This window comes from Finegoldia sp. P2-F-LR (assembly GCF_052932265.1).
Genome location: NZ_JBRFJF010000001.1, coordinates 68365 through 89834, shown reverse-complemented (window position 1 = coordinate 89834; position 21470 = coordinate 68365). Strand labels below are relative to the sequence as shown.

Here is a 21470-nt window from a genome sequence, read left to right as displayed (position 1 = left end):
GAAATGAATGAAAAGCATGATTCTAACGATAAGAAAAAGAATAAGAATTTTAAAAATAACAAAAATAAAAATTCTAACAATAATAAGAATAACAGAAATAACAAAAACAACAAGAATAACAAAAATAACAAGAATAATAAAAATAATAAGCAAAACAATAATCAAAATAAAAAAGAAGAAGTCATCAAGAATGAGCCAAAAGAACCAAAAAAATTTATTATTCAACCTACAATTACAGTAAAAGATTTATCTGAAAAAATTAGTGTATCTATTAGTGAATTAATAATGAAACTAATGGAATTAGGAATAATGGCCAATCAAAACCAAGAAATTGATTTTGATACTGCTAGTTTAGTAGCTGGTGAATTCAATGTTATCGTTGAACAGGATGAAGTAGAAGATTTTGATGACGATGATGTATTTAACCTAGATTTTGAAGATAAGGATGAGGATTTAAAAGAAAGACCACCTGTCATCACTGTAATGGGACACGTTGACCACGGTAAAACATCCATACTTGACAGAATTAGAAATTCTAGAGTAGCTGGTAAAGAAGCCGGAGGAATTACACAACATATTGGTGCGTATACTATTAGAGTTAACGACAAAAAAATAGTATTTTTAGATACACCAGGTCACGAAGCTTTTACAGCAATGAGAAGTAGAGGAGCACAAGTAACAGATGTTTCAATATTGGTAGTTGCTGCAGATGATGGTGTAATGCCTCAAACAGTAGAAGCTATAAATCACTCAAAAGCCGCAGGCGTTCCAATAATTGTCGCTGTTAATAAAATAGATAAAGAAAATGCTAATATCGAAAGAGTAAAAACTGAATTAGCTGAAAATGGATTGGTACCTGAAGACTGGGGTGGAGATACAGTTTTAGTTCCAGTTTCAGCTAGAACAGGTGAAGGTATTGATGAATTACTTGAAATGATTTTAATGGTAGCAGAAATGGAAGAACTAAAAGCTAATCCAAATAGACTTGCTGTAGGTACTGTAATTGAAGCTCAGTTAGACAAGGGAAGAGGTCCAACTGCTACAATTTTGGTGCAAAAAGGTACTCTTAAACATTCTGATATGGTATTTAGTGGACAAGCAAGTGGTCGTATCAGAGCTATGTTTAATGATCAAGGAAAGCAAGTTAAAAAAGCAGGTCCTTCAACACCAGTATTGATTTTAGGTTTAAACGAAGTCCCTGAAGCTGGCGATATGATATACGCTGTCAAAGATGAAAAAGAAGCTAGAAATTATGCTCAAAAAATAAAAGACCATAACCGTGAAGAACAAATCAAGTCTTCTTCAAACATGAACTTAGACGAGTTATTTGGAAAAATTTCAGACGGAGAAACTAAAGATCTTAATATTATAATAAAAACTGATGTTAAAGGTACAATTGACGCTATCAAACAATCATTAATAAAATTAAGCAATGAAGAAGTAAAAGTTAATATAATTCACGGTGCTGTCGGTGGTATTACTGAATCTGATGTTAACTTAGCATCTGCATCAAGTGCTATAATCATTGGTTTTAACGTAAGACCAACTCAAGTGGCTTTGGATATGGCAAAAAATGAATCTATAGAAATAAGAACTTATAGAGTTATATATGATGCTATAGAGGATGTAAAAAATGCAATTACTGGTATGTTAAAACCACAATATCAAGAAGAAGTTTTAGGTAGAGCTACAGTTAGAGATACTTTCAAAGTTCCAGGAGTAGGTACTGTTGCCGGAGTATATGTTAATACAGGAAAAGTAACTAGAAATGCTGTGGTTCGTTTGTTGAGAGATGAAATATTAATTTTCGAAGGTCCTATTTCTTCATTGAAGAGATATAAAGACGATGTTAAAGAATTGACTCAAGGCTATGAGGGCGGTATGGGTTTAGAAAATTATAATGACATTAAACCAGGAGATGTACTGGAAGCATACGTACTAAACGAAGTACAAAGATAGGAGAATTATGAATATTAAAAGAGTAAGAAGAATTTCATCAGAAATCAAAAAAGTTATTTCAAGTTCTATAATTAATTCACTAAAAGATCCTAGGATTGACAAACTAAATGTTTCTGTTACAGACGTAAAAGTAACAAATGATTTGAGTTTTGCTACAGTATATATAGCGGTAATAGGCGATGATGAAAAGAAAAAACAAACTCTTGAAGGATTGAATAAAGCAAAAGGATTCTTAAAAAAACAAATTGGTGAAAGTGTAGATTTAAGACATGTACCACAACTGATTTTCAAAATTGATGAAACTAGTGAAAAAAGTATGCATATTGAAAATCTAATAAAATCAATTCACGAGGAAAATTATAATGAAGATTAATGATGAAATCTTGAAATTTAAAGAGCAATTGAAGGATGCAAATTCAATTGCTCTAATTTCTCACTTAGACCCAGATGGTGATAACTTAGGCTCATTAACTGCTTTATCAAGAAGTTTACTAAATTTAGGGAAAAAGGTATATCCTATTGAGTTTGACAAAATTCCTGAAAATTTAAAATTTCTTCCTAATTTGGATTTGTTATCAGATAATACAGATATTAATATTAATATGATAATTTGTCTAGATTGTGCTAATTATGAGAGATTAGGTCAGATTGATGAGTTATTTAACAAAGCAAAATACAGAATAAATATTGACCATCATCAAAGTAATGAGTTTTACGGTGACGTTAACATAGTAAAAAAAGGTTATAGTTCAACTTGCGAATTAGTATTTGATTTAATAAATGAAATTAATCTACCAATTGATAAAGACATTTCCATGTCACTTTTAACAGGAATTTCAACTGATACTGGAAGATTTTTATATTCTGCTACAACTGCAGACACATTAGCTAAAGCTTCTAGATTAGTTGAAAATGGTGCAGACATGATGAAAATCAATGAATTAATTTATCAATCAAAAAAATTTGAAGCACAACTTCTAGAAAATGAAATTTTATCCAAGACTGAAATTTATAATGATTATGTTGCATTTAGTTTTGTAATGACAGATCAATTAAATAAATACAATGTTGAAATTTCAGATATTGATAGTGTAATTAATACTTTCAGAGATACAGACAAAATCAAAATATCAGTATTAATTAAACAACAAACTGAAAATGAGTACAAGGTAAGTTTCAGAAGCAAGGGAAATATTGATGTAGGATTAATTGCCAAAAATCTTGGTGGAGGTGGTCATAAGAATGCTGCTGCTACAAGAATTACAGGGGATTTTGAGACAGTTTCAAATAAAATAAAAGAAGAAATTGATAGATATGGATTGTGTAATTAATGTTTTTAAGGAAAAGGGATATACATCTCAAGATGTTGTTTCTATATGTAAAGGAATTTTAAAAACTAAGAAGATTGGACACGCTGGTACTCTAGATCCTGATGCTACCGGAGTTTTGTTATTAGGCGTTGGAAAAGGAACTAAAATAACAGAATATCTAATGGAATATGGTAAAACATATATATTTGAAATGATTTTTGGTACAAGTACAGATACTCTTGATTTGTCTGGTAATGTCACAGGTTTTTCTGATAAAACATACGATAAAGAAAAATTAAAAAAAATTTTAGATGATTTAAATGGTAAAACCATTGAACAAGTACCTCCGATGTATTCCGCGGTTAAAGTAAATGGAAAAAAACTTTATGAATACGCAAGAGAAAACAAAGAAATTAAGAGGAAATCCAGAAAAATTACAATTTATAATATTGAACCATTACATCTTCTAGAAAATTCATGTATAATCAAAGTTAGATGTTCTAAGGGAACGTATATTAGAGTTTTGATTGAAGAAATTGCCAAAAAATTAGATAGATTAGCATACATGAAATCACTTATCAGAGTAAATTCTGGTGGTTTTGATATAAAAGATTCAATAAAAATAGAATCGCTTAGAAAATGTAATATTAACGATGTATCATTTTCAGTCTACGAAAGTTTAACAGAAATGAAATCTATAAAACTTGATGATAATTTATATAAAAAAATTACGAATGGTGTTAAAGTGAACATCAACCACAAAAACATTGATAATATCAAAGTAGTTTGTAAAAATAAATTTATTGGAATCGGCAGTATTGAAGATAATATTTTAAAAATGAATAAGGTATTTGACATATGCAAATAATTGATTTAGACAAAGATAACGTAAAAATTAATATTGATGCTATTACTTTAGGAAATTTTGACGGATTACATTTAGCACATCAAAAACTTATAAATAAATGTGTTAGCTTAGGTAAATCAGGGGTTATTATATTCAAGTCACATACTTCAGAAGTTTTAAAATACGATAAGTTTAAAAACATATTAACAACGGATGATAAAATAAATATATTAAAAAGAATGAATGTAGATTACTGCTTAATCAAGTCATTTGATAAAGCTTTTTTATCCCTTAAGCCTGAAGAGTTTTTAAATTATGTGAAAGAGCATACTAATTTCAAAAATTTAGTTGTGGGCAAAGATTTCAAATTCGGAATTAATGCATCTGGTAATGTATCTACTTTAGAAGATTTTCAAAAAGTTTTTAATTATAAGCTCTACACTATAGATGACCAATTTATTAAAAATGTCCCTATTAGATCGACAACAATTCGTAAATTTTTAATGAGTGGAGACGTTGAGAATGCTAATTCAATGCTCTACAGACCATTTAGTATTAAGGGAGTTGTCGTAGATGGTAAACATAGAGGAAGAAATTTAGGTTATCCTACTGCTAATTTAGAATGTAAACAATATATTATACCAGCAGCTGGCGTTTATTATACTAATGTTATTTATGATAACAAACTATACAAAGGTATAACTTCTGTAGGAGAAAATCTAACCTACGATGAGCATGATGTAAAGATTGAAACTCATATTTTAGACTTTAAGGGTGATTTGTATGGAAAAATTTTGACATTAGTATTCATAAACAAAATAAGAGATAATGTAAAATTTAATTCTGAGATTGAACTTATCAATAAATTAAAAAGCGATTATAATTTTGCAAAAAACCAAGATTTAGATTTACAATTACAAGATTATATGATAATATAAATAAGTACTACTGTTACATTGATATTCGAAACCTCAACGATATCGCTGTAATGGTGAATATTAAAATTTATGGAGGAAATTATGTACAACAAAGAAATCAAAGAAGAAATAATCAAAGAATACCAAACAAAAGAAGGAGACACTGGTTCTCCAGAAGTTCAAGTAGCTTTATTGACTTACAGAATAAACTACTTAACTGAACATTTAAAGTCTCATAAGAATGATCACCATTCAAGAAGAGGTCTTTTCAAAATGATCGGTAAAAGAAGAAATCTTCTTAACTATCTTAGCAATAAAGACATTGAAAGATACCGTGATTTAATTAAAAGATTAAACATTAGAAGATAATTGAAAGAGCGGGTTTTTCCGCTCTTTTTATTTATAAGGAGAAAATATGATAAAAAAATATGAATATGATTTATGCGGTAAAAAAATAGAAGTTACGATTGGAAAAGTTGCTGAACAAGCTAATGGAGCATGCTTAGTTCAATCTGGAGAAACTGTACTTCTAGTTACTGCTGTAGGATCAAAAGAGCCACGTGAGGGGGTTGATTTCTTCCCATTAACATGCGATTTTGAAGAAAAACTTTATTCTGTAGGAAAAATTCCAGGAGGATTTATAAAGCGTGAAGGTAGACCTAGTGAAAAAGCTACATTAACTGCTAGATTAATCGATAGACCTTTAAGACCATTATTCCCTGAAGGATATCATAATGATGTACAAGTTATAGCTACTGCACTTTCTGTGGATCAAGATAATACTCCCGATATTTTAGCTATGATAGGATCATCTATCGCATTGAGCATTTCGGATATTCCTTTCTTAGGACCTACTGGTTCTGTAGCTGTAGGAATGATTGATGGTGAATTTATTATAAATCCTACGCAAGAGCAAAGAGATAAGTCTGATCTTGAATTAACTGTCGCTGGTACTAAAGATGCTATCATGATGGTTGAAGCTGGATGTAATAATATTACTGAACAACAAGTGTTAAAAGCTATTCTTAGAGCACATGAAGAAATCAAGAAAATTTGTGAATTTATCGAATCAATTCAAAAAGAATGCGGAAAACCAAAACAAGAATTTGTTCAACCAGAAAAAAATGTAGAGTTAGATGAAGAAGTAAAATCATTCTGTATTGAAGATTTAAAGAAAATTACAGTTAATGAAGATAAATTAGATAGAGAAGATCACATTAGTACTCTTAAAAAAGATGTAGTGGATCATTTTGTTGAAAAATATGATGAAAGTATAGCTTCAAAAGTTTCTACTATATACGATGATTTAGAAAAAGCAGAAGTAAGACGTTTAATATTAGAAGATCATATCAGACCTGATAATAGAAAACTTGATCAAATTAGAGAAATAACTTGTGATGTTGATATATTACCTAGACCACATGGTTCAGGTTTGTTTAAAAGGGGTCAAACTCAAGTTTTATCTGTTACAACATTAGGAACTCCATCTGATGCACAAGTATTAGATGGATTAATTGAACAAGAAGATAAAAGATATATGCATCAATACAACTTCCCACCTTATTCTGTAGGAGACGCAAGACCTTTAAGAAGTCCAGGTAGACGTGAAATTGGTCACGGTGCTTTAGCTGAAAGAGCTCTATTACCTGTAATTCCATCAGAAGAAGAATTCCCATACACAATAAGAGTAGTATCTGAAGTATTAAGTTCTAACGGTTCTAGTTCTCAAGCATCTGTCTGTGGTTCAACACTTAGTTTATTAAATGCAGGTGTTCCAATAAAAGAACCTGTTGCAGGTATTGCCATGGGATTGATTAAGGAAGATGATAATGTTGTAATTCTCTCTGATATTCAAGGTTTAGAAGATCATTTAGGAGATATGGATTTTAAAGTTGCAGGTACAAAAGATGGTATAACTGCATTGCAAATGGATATAAAAATTACTGGAATTTCTGAAGAAATATTAACTGAAGCTTTAGAAAGAGCTAGAGTTGGTAGACTTCATATATTATCATTAATGAACGAATGTATAAGTGAACCAAATAAAGAAATTTCAAAGTATGCTCCTAGAATTATGGTAATTAATATTGCACCTGAAAAAGTAAGAGAAGTTATTGGACCAGGTGGAAAAGTAATAAACAAAATAATTGATGAGACTGGCGTGAAAATTGATACCGAAGATGATGGTAAAATTACAGTAGCTGGTGAAGACACTGAAAGTGCACAAAGAGCTATAGATATGATTAAAGAAATAGTTAGAGAACCAGAAATCGGTGAAAAATATTTAGGAAGAGTTACTAAGATTATGAATTTTGGTGCTTTTGTTGAAATATTACCTGGAAAAGAAGGCCTTCTTCACATATCTAATATAGCACATGAAAGAACTAATAAAGTTGAAGATGTTTTAAAAGAAAACGATGAAATTATGGTAAAACTTATGGATATAGATGACCAAGGTAAGATGACATTATCCAGAAAAGCTCTTTTACCAAAACCAGAAAGAAAAGAAAAAAAGAATTTTGATAAAAAATCTGAAGATCAAAATACAGAAGATAAATAATTAATAGTTGAGTAATTTTATTACTCAACTATATTTTTGAAAGGGGACATTATGAAAGTTAAAATAATTAATAAATCTAATAACCCTCTACCAAAATATTCAACAATTGGGTCTAGTGGTATGGATTTGAGAGCTTATACTGAAAATGATATAACTTTAAAACCACTTGAAAGAACTCTTGTACCTACTGGAATATATATTGCAATTCCAGAAGGTTATGAGGTTCAAATCAGACCAAGAAGTGGTTTGAGTATTAAACATGGAATAACTCTGATAAATTGTGTTGGTACTATAGACAGTGATTACAGAGGAGAATTAAAAATTCCTGTAGTCAATTTGTCGAATGAAGAATATACAATTTCATCTGGGGATAGAATTTGTCAAATGATACTTCAAAAATACGAAAATATTCAATTTGAGGAAGTTGAAGTACTAGATGAAACAGATAGAAATGATGGCGGATTTGGCCATACAGGCTACTAATTATGGCTAGAAATACTAAATCACGAAACAAAACTCAATCAAAATCTAATAGCAAAAAAAATGCTAACTCTTCGACAAAATTAATAATTATATTAGTGTTAATTATTTCACTTATTTTTATGGCTAGTAGTAGAGTTGGTGTTTTGGGAATTATTGTAAAAAATATATACTTTAATACTTTTGGCATCTTTTCATACTTTTTTATATCATTAGGTATACTGTATACTATATCGACGATATCTGATATAAACCATGGAAATAAACTAAGAAAAATTACTTATATATTGGCTGTTTCTTCAATTTTCGTAATGAGTTTAATTAATATATCAAACTATCCAAATCTTAATATTAATCAAAGGATTGATTTGAATTTAAATTTAGCCAATGACTACAGTGGTATTGGAGTAATTGGAGCTATTATAGCATCAATACTAAACATAGCTATAGGCTACATAGGTTTATATGTTGCACTTGTTTTTTGTTTTTTGTTTTTAATATCTGTAATAATGAATTTAACTTTAAAAGAATTATTTCAAAAATTTTTCGCTTTTGTTAAAAAGACATTTGTAGATATAAAAACTAAAATTGAACAAAACAAACAAAATAAAAACATCGAAAAATCGCGTGAGATTAAGCAAAATAAATCTACAAAAGAAAGAATTTCTAAAAATTCACTTAAAGAAAAATCTGATTTGAAGAAATCAAAAGATTTTGAACCTCCAAAGCCAAAACTCAACGATTATAAGTCTAATGAAAAAGAATCTGGAGAACAGCTATCTGTTATAGATTTTGGTGAATTTTCTGGACAAAGTAATTATACTTTTCCACCATTAGAACTTTTGAAAAATGCTGAATATGCGGAAGATAATGATGATTCTGTATTACAGAAAGCAAAAATGATTGAAGAAACTTTAAAAAACTTTTCAATAGATGCTACTGTTGTTCAAATCGATAGAGGTCCTACGGTTACTTGCTATGAATTAGAGCCTAAGGCAGGGGTGAAAGTCTCAAGAATAGTCAATCTAGCAGATGACCTATCACTTTCTTTAGCTACTAGTGGAATTAGAATACAAGCTCCTATTCCCGGTAAATCAGTAGTTGGAATTGAAGTAGAAAATGATGTTAAAAATTCTGTAATGTTAAAAGAGATTTTAATGTCTGATAATTTTGTTAAAGAAAAATCGTTGATGCCAATAGCTTTAGGAAAAGATATTTCTGGGAAATGTATTGTAACTTCCGTTGATAAGATGCCACATCTACTTATAGCAGGAGCTACTGGTAGTGGTAAATCTGTTTGCATAAATACAATAATAATGAGTATTTTGTATAAGTCAAATCCAAATGATGTAAAACTTATATTGATTGATCCGAAAGTTGTCGAATTGAGTATATACAATAATATTCCACATCTTGCTATACCGGTTGTTACAGATCCAAAAAAGGCAAGTGCTGCTTTGAACTGGGCTGTAAGGGAAATGGAAAGAAGATACCAAATATTTTCAGAAAATCACGTTCGAGATATCAAAGCTTATAATAAGAAAAATAAAAACGATGAACTTGAAAAACTACCATATATTGTTATTATTATAGATGAGTTAAGTGATTTGATGATGGTCTCAGCAAATGATGTTGAAGACGCTATTTGCAGACTAGCTCAAATGGCAAGAGCATGTGGTATCCATCTAATTATTGCAACTCAAAGACCAACAGTAGATGTAATTACTGGTACAATAAAAGCAAATGTACCGTCTAGAATTTCTTTTGCTGTTAGTAGCCAAATCGATTCTAGAACTATTCTAGATCAATCTGGTGCAGAAAAGCTTATAGGAAGAGGCGATATGTTATTTTTCCCATCATCAATGGCAAAACCTAGTAGAATTCAAGGTGCTTTTATTTCTGATGAAGAAGTCGATAATGTAGTTAAATTTTTAATTAATAAAAATGAAACTAATTATAAAGAAGAAATCATAGAAGATATAGATAAATCAGACAGTATTGATCTTGAAGATGATGATACAGATATTTTATTTACAGATGCTGTTGAAATTATTTTGAATGAAGATTCTGCATCTATTTCGCTATTACAAAGAAAATTAAAAATAGGATATGCTAGGGCTGGAAGAATTATAGATCAAATGGAAGAAAAAGGTATTGTTGGTCCTAGTGAGGGAAGCAAGCCTAGAAAAATTTTAATACCTAAAGATTATTTAGAAAGACGTGATTGATATGAATATTGCAAATAAGTTCACAACATTAAGAGTAATTTTAATACCATTTTTTGTAGCATCATTACTGATATTCAAAACAGACAATTATATACCTGCGTTAATATTTATAATCTCTGCAATAACAGATTTTATTGATGGTCAACTCGCTAGAAGGAAAAATTTAGTTACTACATTTGGAAAGTTTATGGATCCATTAGCAGACAAAATGTTGAGTTGCAGTGCATTAATTGTCCTAGTACAACTAGGAAAAGTTCCTGCATGGAGCGTGGTTATAGTTGTATTAAGAGAACTTACTATTAGCGGTTTTAGAATATTAGCTGCATCTAATGGAGTTACATTAGCAGCAAGTTATTGGGGAAAATCAAAAACTATGACACAATTTATCGCTATTGTTTTAATTTTGATTAATACTGGGGATAAATTGGGATTTGCTTTAGATATATACCTATATTATATATCGATTGTATTAACTGTAATCAGCTTATGTGATTATATTTTTAAGAATGTTAATGTATTAGATTTAAAAAATATATAATTATTTTTTGGTTTGTGGTATAATAAACACAAGAACTTATGTTCTGTTTAATTTTTAGGAGGTAGTCATGGATTTTGCTAATGGATCTGAAAAAGATCAAGCTTTAAGAGAAGCTTTTGCAAGCATTGAAAAACAATTTGGAAAAGGCTCTATAATGAAACTCGGAGATCATGTTCAAAAAGATATCGAAGCTATTCCTACTGGAGCTATAAATTTGGATGTTGCTTTAGGAATAGGTGGCTTACCAAGAGGTAGAGTTATTGAGATTTATGGACCTGAATCTTCTGGTAAAACAACTTTGGCACTCCATGTAGTTGCTGAAGCACAAAAGATGGGTGGTACTGCAGCTTTTATCGATGCTGAACACGCATTAGACGCAATTTATGCTAAAAACTTAGGTGTAGATACAGACAATCTTATCATTTCACAACCAGATACAGGTGAACAAGCTTTAGGAATATGTGATTCTCTTGTAAGAAGTTCTGCTGTAGATATTATTATCATTGACTCTGTTGCAGCACTAGTTCCAAGAGCTGAAATAGAAGGAAATATGGGAGATAGCCATGTTGGTCTACAAGCAAGACTAATGTCTCAAGCTTTACGTAAATTAACAGGTGTTATTTCCAAGAGCAATTGTACAGTTATTTTCATTAACCAACTTAGAGAAAAAGTTGGAATAATGTTTGGTAATCCAGAAGTTACAACGGGTGGTAGAGCTTTAAAATTCTATTCTTCAGTTAGAATTGAAATTAGAAGAGGAGAAGCTATTAGAAAAGGTGACGATATTGTTGGAAATCGTACTAAAGTTAAAATCGTCAAAAACAAAGTAGCACCTCCATTTAAACAAGTAGAATTCGACATTATGTACGGAGAAGGTATTTCTAAAATAGGTACAATATTAGACTTAGCCACTGACTGCAAAGTTGTAAAAAAAGCAGGTGCTTGGTACAGTTATGAAGATGAAAAATTAGGACAAGGTCGAGAAAACTCTAAAGTATTTTTAGAAGAAAATCCAAAAATACTAGAAGAAATTATCGATAAAACTTATGAATTTTATGGATTAAGATCAAAAGAGGATTCAGAGGCTATCAAAACAGAAAATAACGATAATATAAAAGACGAATCGAATAACGAAATAAGTGAGGATGAATTAGACTAGGGCAAGTATTACTTGCCCATTATTTCTATTATGAAGATATTATTTTTTACAGATACACATATAAAATCTAGAAATCCTAGATCTAGAATTGACGATTACGAAGATTCTATATATAAAAAAATTGAAGAAATAAGGGAAATATCAATAGAAGAAAATGTTGACATGATACTTCACGGTGGAGATTTGTTTGATAAAGCAGATGTTGGAATAAAAACAGCGTCTAAATTTGGTAAATTATTTCAAACTTTTCCGAAGAAAATTCATATAATAAGTGGAAATCATGATATATATGGTTATAATCCAAACTCTATAGATAGAGCTATGATGGGACTATACAATTCATTAGATGTATTGGAACTAATTGAAGAAGATAAGCCTAAGATAATTGAAAAAGATGGTTTGAGAGTTCAAATCTCTGGCCAACCATATACTCATGATATTGATTCATCTGATAAATTCCATTATTATCCGAAAAGATTAGATAATATAGACTATCATATACTAATGATACACAGTTTTTTATTGTATAAGAAATTTATTGAACAAATTGAGTATACTTTAATCGATCAAATTATGGATACTGATTGTGATATTGTGTTAAGTGGTCACTATCATACTGGATTTAAAACTGTAAAGGTCAATGAAAAGTTTTTTGCAAATCCAGGAAGTATTGCTAGAATGACTAATACTGAATCAGAAAGAAAAAGAATGCCTAAGGTCTTGATAATCGAACTTACAAAAGATGATATCAAAATTGAAGAAATTTTTCTAAAAAGTGCTAAAAATAGTAGTGAAATTTTTTCTAATGATAAATTAAACCCATATTCTATTAAAAACAAAAGCCTACTAGATATAAAAGAAAGACTTTCAAAGTTATCAAGCAATCCGATTATAGACATCAATAACAACTTAAAATCCATAGGAAGAGAAATGAAAATAGATGAAGAAATTATTGATGAAGCCATAAGGAGAATAGAATAATGTATATTACCGATATATATTTAACTAATTTTCAGTCATACGAACAAGGTCATTTTGAGCTTTCAGAAAAAGTAAACTTAATTACTGGTGCTTCTGATAGTGGAAAAACTGCCTTGATTAGAGCTCTATCTTGGGTCTTATTCAATGATTACACAACTGATTTATTAATAAGAAATGGATATAATAATGTTGAAGTCAAAATTGTATTTAACAACGGTAATTTTATTTTAAGAGGTAGAAAAGGTAATACTAATTATTACTACATTAAAAATAATCCTGATAATGAAGAGATAAAGAAATATGAAAATTTCGGTAGAGAAATACCATCAGAAATTCAAGATGATTTTCTTTTTAAAAAAGTTAATCTCCTGAATGAAAAATACAATATTTTAATCGCTTCACAATTAGAAAATTCATTTTTGCTGTCAGAAACAGATTCTACAAAAGCAAATGCTATTGGGAAACTAGTAAATATTGACATACTGGATAATGCATCCAGAAATGTATTGAGAGAAATAAAAAGTACTAAAGGAGAATTAAACTTTAAAAAAAGTTTTATCAACGAAAAAGAAGAATCTCTAAATAAATATGACTATTTAAATGAAGAAAAAATAAAAATTGACAATCTAAAAGCTTTATACAATAATTTATCTAAAAATTCAGAAAAACTATATATATTGAAAACATTATCCAAAAAGCTTACTGAATTAAATGGCAGGATTAATAATGGTTATAAATACTTAGATAACTACCAGGGACTAGATATTTGTTTAAAAACTTTACAGCATACACAAAATAATATTTCATCCTTTTTAAAACTTAATCAAATATATGAGTATTATCAGCAAGTAATAAAAGAAATTGAATTCAATAATGTAAATTTGAATAATTTAAGATATACGGATTTGATATCAGAAATTATTGATATCCTCGATAAAAATCTTACTTTATTGATGTTTTTGAAACCATTATATGATAGATTAACTTACGTAAATAATAGTTACAACAACTATAAAACTATATTAGAGAAATTTAAACAAGTGCCTAAGTCTTATAATATTCTATTAAATACTCAAAATGATATCCAAATTTTAAATCAGTTATCTAATTTAAATGAAAATTATTATAAAACAAACCAAGCGATAAGTAATAATATTAAGGTATTAAAAAATATTAATACATCTAAAGTTTCAGAATTAACAAATAGAATTTATAAAAACAAAGAAAAATATATACAGCTATATAAACTTAGCATTTCTTATCAAAACGTTAATCATATGATTTTAGAACAAAATGATAAATTAAATAAATTGAAGTCAATTAAAACTTTACAAAATATATTATTCAATCTTTATAAAACTTCCGAATTATTAGCCAAACTTAAAATAATAAAAGCTACATTAGACGATAAAGAAAACATTTATCAACAGAATACTAAAGTAATATCAAAATGTAATATTGTAATAGGTGAGCTGATACAAGAATACAAAGAAAATCTCTACAAAGAAAAAATATGTCCATTTTGTCTAAGTGAAATAGATGAAGAGCATGTTACTCAAATAGTAAAGGAGTTAAGAAAATAATGAATACTAATGAACGTTTTAATAACATAAAAGAAAGACTTGATAAAGCTAAAGAAGAAAAAAATAGAGCCGAAATTGCATTAGAGACTTTAGAGAAGCAAAAAGAAGATATACTTAATCAGTTGAAAGAATTAAATATAGATCCTGAAAATTTGGAATCAGAAATTACTAAACTTCAAAATCAAATTGAACAAGATTTACAAAAAGCTGAGGAGCTTCTTCCTGATGCAAAAAATTGATTTAGCTCAAATTCAATCCAAAATCACTTCTATGGAAATTAAGTATCAAAGTGAATTGGCTGTAAAAAAATCAATAGAAAAAGAAATATTAGCTACTAAAAAAAGCGTTGATGATCTTGAAAAGCAAATAGAAAAACTTGAAATCATCAAAATGCTCTATGACAAGACTTCAGAATATTCAAGAGAACAAGCTAAAATTCAAATAGAAAACCTTGTAAGTAGATGTTTAAGTTATATCTTTGAAAAAGAAATGAATTTTAAAATCGAAATAAAAATTAAAAATAACAATCCTTCTGCCAAGTTTTTTATAGAAGAGGACTTGGATATTGATGGTGAGATTAAAACTTTTACCTACGATATTGTAGATGCTAGAGGTGGGGGAGTAGTAGACATAGTTTCTTTGGCTCTAAGAATATCTTTTATCATGCTATATGAAAATAATCTTGCCAATATTATTGTACTTGATGAACCTTGTAAACATGTTAGTGAAGACTATATACACAATGTAGCAAATTTTATCAATGAAATTAGTGAAGAATACAATAAACAAATTATAATGATTTCCCATAACGCTCACTTATCTGCTATTGGGGATATTAACTATAGAATTACAAATAGAAATAATACATCTGAAATAGATGTTATATAATTTTCTATTATATATCTAAATATTGACAATCAACGGTATTTGTACTACACTAAAAGAGTAAATTTATCCAAAAGATTTATTTAATGAATATTGAAAATTGAATAAAGGGGGTGTATTTATGAGCACCGCGACATCTTTAATAATTGGTATTCTTGCTGCAATATTAGGTATTGTAATAGGTTTCTTTTTGAGAAAAAGCATGGCTGAGAAAAAAATCAGAAGCGCTGAAGATTATGCTGTTAAAATAATTGAAGATGCAAACAAAGATGCTGAAACTAAGAAAAAAGAACTATTAGTAGAAGCAAAAGATGAAATCTTTAAGATGAAAAGTGATTTAGATCGTGAAAACAAATCTCGATTGAAAGAAATCAGTCGTCAAGAAGATAGACTTAATTCTAAAGAAGAAAATTTAGAACGAAAAAATGCATCATTAGAAAAGAAACATAAAAAGCTAGATTCAGAATTAAAAAAAGCTGATGATATGCAACAAAAAATTCAATCTATAATAGATGAAAAGGAATTAGAATTAGAAAAAGTTGCAGGATTAACAAGTGATGAAGCCAAGAACATTGTTCTTGATAGAGTTAAATCTGAAACAATACGTGAGCAAGCTGCTATTATTAAAGAAATCGAATCCAAAACTAAGGAAGAATCTGAAAAATTTGCAAGAGAAATCATTAGTACATCAATTCAAAGATATGCTGCAGATCAAGTAGCGGAATCTACTGTGTCTGTTGTTAATTTACCTAATGATGATATGAAAGGTAGAATCATTGGTCGTGAAGGTAGAAACATAAGAGCATTTGAAACTTTAACAGGTGTAGATTTAATAATTGATGATACTCCAGAAGCTGTTGTATTATCAGCTTTTGATCCTGTAAGACGTGAAATTGCAAGAATTGCTTTGGAAAAACTTATAGTTGATGGAAGAATTCATCCTACTAGAATTGAAGAAATGGTTGAAAAAGCCAAGAAAGAAGTAGATAATACTATAAGAGAAAAAGGCGAAGAAGCTTGTGATGAAACTAATGTACATGGTTTACATCCAGAATTGATTAAAATTCTTGGTAAACTACATTACAGAACAAGTTATGGACAAAATGTTCTTAAACATTCTATTGAGGTATCTAATATTGCTGGAATGCTTGCAAGTGAATTAGGAGTAAATGTGAAATTAGCTAAAAGAGGTGGATTACTTCACGATTTAGGAAAAGCAATTGACCACGAAATCGAAGGACCACACGTTGAACTAGGCGTTAACGCCGCTAAAAGATTCAAAGAGCCTAAAGATGTTATCAATTGTATTGAGGCTCATCATGGAGATGTTGAACCGACATGTATCGAATCTATATTAGTTCAATCTGCTGATGCAATATCAGCAGCAAGACCTGGAGCTAGACGTGAATCTATGGAAAACTATATCCAAAGATTAGAAAATCTAGAACAAATAGCTAATTCATTTGATGGTATTGAAAGTTCTTATGCTATACAAGCCGGTAGAGAAATCAGAATTATGGTTAAACCAGAAGTTATTGATGAAAGCGCTATGGTTATATTAGCAAAAGATGTAGCTCATAAAATTGAAAGTGAATTAGAATATCCTGGACAAATTAAAGTAAATGTCATAAGAGAAAATAGGGTATCTGATTACGCAAAATAAGAATTAACTTAGAAGGTCAACATTTGTTGACCTTCTTCTAATATGAAAAACTTTAAAAGGATTTAAAAATGATTGATATGCACGTACATTCTACAGAAAGTGATGGAAGATTAAGTATTGAAGAAATTCAAAAAACTGCAAATAAAAATCATATAGATGAAATTGCAATTACTGATCATGATATTTTAATGTCTGCTGATCCAGGACTTTGTAATACTAACATCATTAAAGCTGTAGAATTTGGTATAACTTACAAAAACAAAGAAGTACATATTCTTGGGTACTATGTAGATAGTTCCAATGAAAACTTACGAAAAATTTCTGAATTAGCCATACATGATAGAGCAAATAGAATTGATATTTTTGAGAAAAATTTTGCTAAATTTGGAATCAAAATTGACAAAGAAAAAGTCCTAAATTATAGTAAGGATAAAGTTTTTTCTAGAAGTAATTTAGCTCAATATTTAGTAGATATTAAAATATGCAAAAATAAAAACGAAGTTTTTAACGAATATTTATCTCCAAAAGGTAAATGTTATGTCGCAAAAAACTTCACATCACTACAAAACATTATTGATTCTATAAAATCAGCTGATGGAGTATGTGTTTTAGCACATCCTATAACATTGAATGATGATAATATTGTAGATGATATCATAGAAATGGGTATTGATGGAATTGAAGTAATTAATTCAAAGCATTCATTTACTGATATCAAAAAATATCTAAATATAGCGATAAAAAACAAACTAATATATACAGCAGGAAGCGACTGTCATGGAAAGCAGTTTGATGGTAACTATTTAATGGGAAATTTTGCATTAAATTATACAACACTTAAATCTATAAAAAAACTACACGAATTAAGGAGCAATTATGTTATCAAATAAAATTAACAGTATAAATCCATCTTTAACACTTGAGTTGAGTGCTAAAATTAATAAATTAAAAAAAGAAGGAATAAAAGTCTATAACTTTACAGTTGGAGAACCAGACTTCAAGACTCCAAGATATATAATTGATAAAACTTTAGAGTACTTGGATAACGGAATTGTTAGATATACTGATACTAGCGGAATACCTGATTTACGAGAAGAAATAAGTTTAAAACTTAACAAATGTAATCATATAAAATGCGATAAAGATTCTATAGTTGTATCCACTGGTGCTAAACAAGCAATAGTTAATAGCTTATTTGCATTAACAAATCCTAATGATGAAGTTCTTATACCATCTCCATATTGGTTAAGTTATCCTGAAATGTGTAAATTAACAGATTGTAAGCCTGTCATTTTACCATATAACAAAAACTTCAAAGTCGATGTCGATATATTAAACCAATATAAAAACTCAAACACTAAATGTCTTATATTAAATAATCCTTCTAATCCTACAGGAGTTATCTATTCAGAAGAAGAATTACTTAGTATTGGTAATTGGGCAGTCGAAAATAATGTATATATTATATCTGATGAAATTTACGAAAGATTATCATATGATAAAGAATTTATAAGTATAGGCTCATTATCTGATGAAATTAATGAGATAACAATAACAATTAATGGTTTTTCAAAGGCTTATGCAATGACTGGATTCAGGTTGGGTTATTCTTGTAGCACTAAGGAGGTCTCTAAGCTCATAAAAATACTTCAAGGACATATTACATCCAATGCTAATACATTGAGCCAAATAGCCGGTTTAACAGCGTTAAAAGACGAATCTAATGAAGTAGAGCAAATGATTGGTGAATTTAAGTCCAGAAGAGACTATATAGTATCCAAACTAGATGAATTTGACATAGAATATATTTATCCAGCAGGAGCCTTCTATATATTCATTAAAATAGATCAATTTTATAATAGTACAATTAATAATTCTTTAGAATTATGTAATAAATTGCTTTCCAAATATAACGTTGCATTCGTACCAGGTATTGTTTTTGGAGACGACAAATATATTAGAATGAGCTATGCAACAAGTATTGAAGACATTAAACAAGGATTAGAAAACTTAAAAAATTTTATAGTAGATCAAAAAATATAGCAAATTTTAATTGCTATATTTTTTTGACAATAGAGGAGGTTTTTGATAAAATTACAATGTCACAAAATAATAATTTTGTGACATTAATGTTATAGATTTTGGAGGTACTATGAACTATGAATAGCTATCCTATGATACTTATGGACTTTTTAGACTACTTAGAAACTATTAAAGGACGTTCGTCAAACACAGTTAAAGAATATGCTTACGATATCAATTTAATGATTAAATACATTATAGCGCGTAAGCAAAATATAAAATTAAAATCATTTGATGATATTGTTAAGATTGATTCTTCTGATGTAGATTTGAATTTTTTCAAAAATATTGATGTTATTGATTTGCATTCTTTTATGGGATTTTTAGATCATAATAGATCCAATGGTTCATCTACACGCAGTCGTAAAACTTCTAGTATCAGAACATTTTATAAGTATCTTATCAATATTAGAAAACTTGATATAATAAACCCTGCAGAACTCTTAGATTCGCCAAAAAAAAATATTAGACAACCAGTATATCTTACTCTAGATGAATCACTAAATTTACTTAAAGTTATACAACGTGAAAAAGATGAAGAAATAAAAGCTCGTGATTACTGTATTACAGTATTATTTTTAAACTGTGGCATGAGACTATCAGAGCTTAGTAGCATAAACATCGATCATATAAAAACAAATACATTGAGAGTTATCGGTAAAGGAAACAAAGAAAGAACTGTTTATCTAAATGATATGTGTTTAGATGCTTTAGATAATTATCTTAAAATAAGACCAGAAATCGATAATGACGCACTATTTATCAGCAAAAAAAGAAATCGAATGAGTAATCGTGCAATACAGTACAGAATAGAACATTATTTAAAAGTTGGTGGATTTGACACTAGTATATACAGTGTTCATAAATTACGCCACACAGCAGCTACTTTAATGTACCAATATGGTGATGTCGATATAAAAGTATTACAAGAGATTTTAGGGCATGAATCAGTGTCCACCACACAAATATACACACATGTAGATAATAATAGTTTAAGAAATGCAGTAAATAAGAACCCACTTAATAGCTTGAACAACGATTTAAAAAATAATAAGTAAGAAAGACAAAAAGATCAAGACATGCGCTTGATCTTCATTACTGTTATTAGATAGTATTAGGAGTATAACAGTATCTTATTTATTTATTAAAGGTATGTTCAAATGTTCGCCTACTTTAATTGAGCTACCTTCTATAAATCTATTGTATTGTTTTATTATAGATATAAATTGTCTTGTACTCATATTATCAGGTTTGAATTTTATAGAAATTTTCCATAATGAATCTGATGGTTCTACAATATAATACTCAGTGTTATATTCTTGATTTTCATAATTACCATAACTAAGATTAGAAGTTAGGACTAAAATCATCAAAGAAAATGCTACAAAACAAATCGATATAAATCTAAAAAATTTGAACTTATTTGTAATTTTATATTTTTTCATATTTCCTCCCATTCAGAAACTATTTTCTGCACATATGTTCTATGCTTTTATTCTACAACATATGTTCTTATATGTCAACAAAAGTTTTTATGTTCTATTAAAAAAGGAAACAAATGTTTCATTTCTTGAAGAAATATGATATAATCAAGAAAAGAATAGAAAAGGAGTATATTAATGTACGATGATTTAACCTCTAAGCAAATAGAAATATTAAAATTTATAAAAAGATATATAGATTACAAAGGATATCCCCCTGCTATTCGCGAAATTGGTGATAGTTTGAATATCAATTCTACATCAACTGTTCATAATAATATTTTGAAATTAGAAATGAAGGGTTATTTAAGAAGAGATCCTTTAAAAAATAGAGCTTTAGAAATTATAGACAGTGTTTATGAAGAACAAGAAAATGAAATAAAAAAAGAGACTATAGATGTTCCTATTGTTGGAAAAGTTCAAGCTGGAATGCCAATTTTGGCCATAGAAAATGTAGAAGACACATTTCCTCTTCCTATTGAATATACATCACAAGGTGTAGTATTTATTTTGAAAGTCCAAGGAGAATCTATGATTGAAGATGGAATATTAAACGGTGATAAGATAATTGTACGAAAACAAAATACTGCAAACAACGGAGATATTGTCGTTGCATTAATGGATGAATCAGCAACTGTTAAAAGATTTTACAGACATTCAGACCATATTGAACTAAGACCTTCTAATTCAACGATGTATCCTATTATTGTAAAAGATGTAGAAATTTTAGGAAAAGTTATTGGCCTATACAGAACTATTTATTAAATAATACCAAGAAAGCCTTCTTATTTTGCAAT

The 21470-nt window shown here is 28.8% G+C and carries 21 protein-coding genes; 20 read left to right on the top strand and 1 reads right to left on the bottom strand.

What is annotated here, in order from left to right:
• Positions 1 to 219 precede the first annotated feature (219 nt).
• From infB to ACU68W_RS00355, 19 genes are all read left to right on the top strand, one after another.
• The gene (gene infB, locus ACU68W_RS00445; RefSeq protein WP_373276981.1) at positions 220 to 1959 is read left to right on the top strand and encodes a translation initiation factor IF-2; all 1740 of its coding nucleotides are present in this window, start codon (positions 220 to 222) and stop codon (positions 1957 to 1959) included.
• 7 nt (positions 1960 to 1966) lie between these two features.
• Positions 1967 to 2332 carry a 30S ribosome-binding factor RbfA gene (gene rbfA, locus ACU68W_RS00440; protein ID WP_094208602.1) on the top strand — a complete coding sequence of 122 codons (366 nt, stop codon included), beginning with the start codon at positions 1967 to 1969 and terminating at the stop codon, positions 2330 to 2332.
• Complete coding sequence (locus ACU68W_RS00435) at positions 2322 to 3290, top strand: DHH family phosphoesterase (protein WP_094223467.1); 969 nt, start codon at positions 2322 to 2324, stop codon at positions 3288 to 3290. The genes rbfA and ACU68W_RS00435 overlap by 11 nt, the downstream gene beginning before the upstream one ends.
• Entirely contained in the window at positions 3274 to 4137 is an 864-nt protein-coding gene (gene truB / locus ACU68W_RS00430) for a tRNA pseudouridine(55) synthase TruB (RefSeq protein WP_094223547.1), read from the top strand. Before ACU68W_RS00435 ends, truB begins: the two co-directional genes overlap by 17 nt.
• Positions 4128 to 5054 (top strand): bifunctional riboflavin kinase/FAD synthetase, encoded by a 927-nt coding sequence (locus tag ACU68W_RS00425; RefSeq protein WP_094223466.1) that lies wholly within the window; start codon positions 4128 to 4130, stop codon positions 5052 to 5054. The genes truB and ACU68W_RS00425 overlap by 10 nt, the downstream gene beginning before the upstream one ends.
• A gap of 81 nt (positions 5055 to 5135) precedes the next feature.
• The gene (gene rpsO / locus ACU68W_RS00420) at positions 5136 to 5402 is read left to right on the top strand and encodes a 30S ribosomal protein S15 (protein WP_002838220.1); all 267 of its coding nucleotides are present in this window, start codon (positions 5136 to 5138) and stop codon (positions 5400 to 5402) included.
• 46 nt (positions 5403 to 5448) lie between these two features.
• Complete coding sequence (locus tag ACU68W_RS00415; RefSeq protein WP_446755937.1) at positions 5449 to 7593, top strand: polyribonucleotide nucleotidyltransferase; 2145 nt, start codon at positions 5449 to 5451, stop codon at positions 7591 to 7593.
• Positions 7594 to 7644: 51 nt separating this feature from the next.
• Positions 7645 to 8076: a dUTP diphosphatase gene (gene dut / locus ACU68W_RS00410; protein WP_094223464.1), complete on the top strand. Its 432-nt coding sequence runs from the start codon at positions 7645 to 7647 to the stop codon at positions 8074 to 8076.
• Between the two features lie 2 nt (positions 8077 to 8078).
• Positions 8079 to 10301 (top strand): DNA translocase FtsK, encoded by a 2223-nt coding sequence (locus tag ACU68W_RS00405; protein ID WP_094223463.1) that lies wholly within the window; start codon positions 8079 to 8081, stop codon positions 10299 to 10301.
• 1 nt (position 10302) lies between these two features.
• Complete coding sequence (pgsA, locus tag ACU68W_RS00400; protein WP_094223462.1) at positions 10303 to 10839, top strand: CDP-diacylglycerol--glycerol-3-phosphate 3-phosphatidyltransferase; 537 nt, start codon at positions 10303 to 10305, stop codon at positions 10837 to 10839.
• Between the two features lie 67 nt (positions 10840 to 10906).
• Positions 10907 to 11998, top strand: coding sequence for a recombinase RecA (gene recA, locus ACU68W_RS00395; RefSeq protein WP_094223461.1), 1092 nt, complete (start codon positions 10907 to 10909; stop codon positions 11996 to 11998).
• Between the two features lie 30 nt (positions 11999 to 12028).
• Complete coding sequence (locus tag ACU68W_RS00390) at positions 12029 to 12979, top strand: metallophosphoesterase family protein (protein WP_094223546.1); 951 nt, start codon at positions 12029 to 12031, stop codon at positions 12977 to 12979.
• Positions 12979 to 14562, top strand: a complete 1584-nt coding sequence (locus tag ACU68W_RS00385) for an AAA family ATPase (RefSeq protein ID WP_094223460.1) — start codon at positions 12979 to 12981, stop codon at positions 14560 to 14562. The genes ACU68W_RS00390 and ACU68W_RS00385 overlap by 1 nt, the downstream gene beginning before the upstream one ends.
• Positions 14562 to 14801, top strand: coding sequence for a hypothetical protein (locus tag ACU68W_RS00380; protein WP_094205671.1), 240 nt, complete (start codon positions 14562 to 14564; stop codon positions 14799 to 14801). The genes ACU68W_RS00385 and ACU68W_RS00380 overlap by 1 nt, the downstream gene beginning before the upstream one ends.
• Complete coding sequence (locus ACU68W_RS00375; protein ID WP_094223459.1) at positions 14788 to 15450, top strand: chromosome partitioning protein ParA; 663 nt, start codon at positions 14788 to 14790, stop codon at positions 15448 to 15450. Before ACU68W_RS00380 ends, ACU68W_RS00375 begins: the two co-directional genes overlap by 14 nt.
• 118 nt (positions 15451 to 15568) lie before the next feature.
• Entirely contained in the window at positions 15569 to 17110 is a 1542-nt protein-coding gene (rny, locus tag ACU68W_RS00370; protein ID WP_094223458.1) for a ribonuclease Y, read from the top strand.
• 68 nt (positions 17111 to 17178) lie between these two features.
• Complete coding sequence (locus ACU68W_RS00365) at positions 17179 to 18000, top strand: PHP domain-containing protein (RefSeq protein ID WP_094223457.1); 822 nt, start codon at positions 17179 to 17181, stop codon at positions 17998 to 18000.
• A gap of 34 nt (positions 18001 to 18034) precedes the next feature.
• Positions 18035 to 19153 carry a pyridoxal phosphate-dependent aminotransferase gene (locus tag ACU68W_RS00360; RefSeq protein ID WP_446755936.1) on the top strand — a complete coding sequence of 373 codons (1119 nt, stop codon included), beginning with the start codon at positions 18035 to 18037 and terminating at the stop codon, positions 19151 to 19153.
• A 116-nt stretch (positions 19154 to 19269) separates the two neighbouring features.
• The gene (locus ACU68W_RS00355) at positions 19270 to 20250 is read left to right on the top strand and encodes a tyrosine recombinase XerC (RefSeq protein ID WP_094223456.1); all 981 of its coding nucleotides are present in this window, start codon (positions 19270 to 19272) and stop codon (positions 20248 to 20250) included.
• A gap of 75 nt (positions 20251 to 20325) precedes the next feature.
• Here ACU68W_RS00355 and ACU68W_RS00350 read toward each other — a convergent pair whose 3' ends face one another.
• Entirely contained in the window at positions 20326 to 20637 is a 312-nt protein-coding gene (locus ACU68W_RS00350) for a LysM peptidoglycan-binding domain-containing protein (protein ID WP_094223455.1), read from the bottom strand.
• Between the two features lie 174 nt (positions 20638 to 20811).
• Between ACU68W_RS00350 and lexA the strand changes: the two genes are divergently transcribed.
• A complete protein-coding gene (lexA, locus tag ACU68W_RS00345) occupies positions 20812 to 21438 on the top strand; it encodes a transcriptional repressor LexA (RefSeq protein ID WP_002836400.1) in 627 nt (208 codons plus the stop codon).
• The last annotated feature ends 32 nt before the right edge of the window (positions 21439 to 21470 follow it).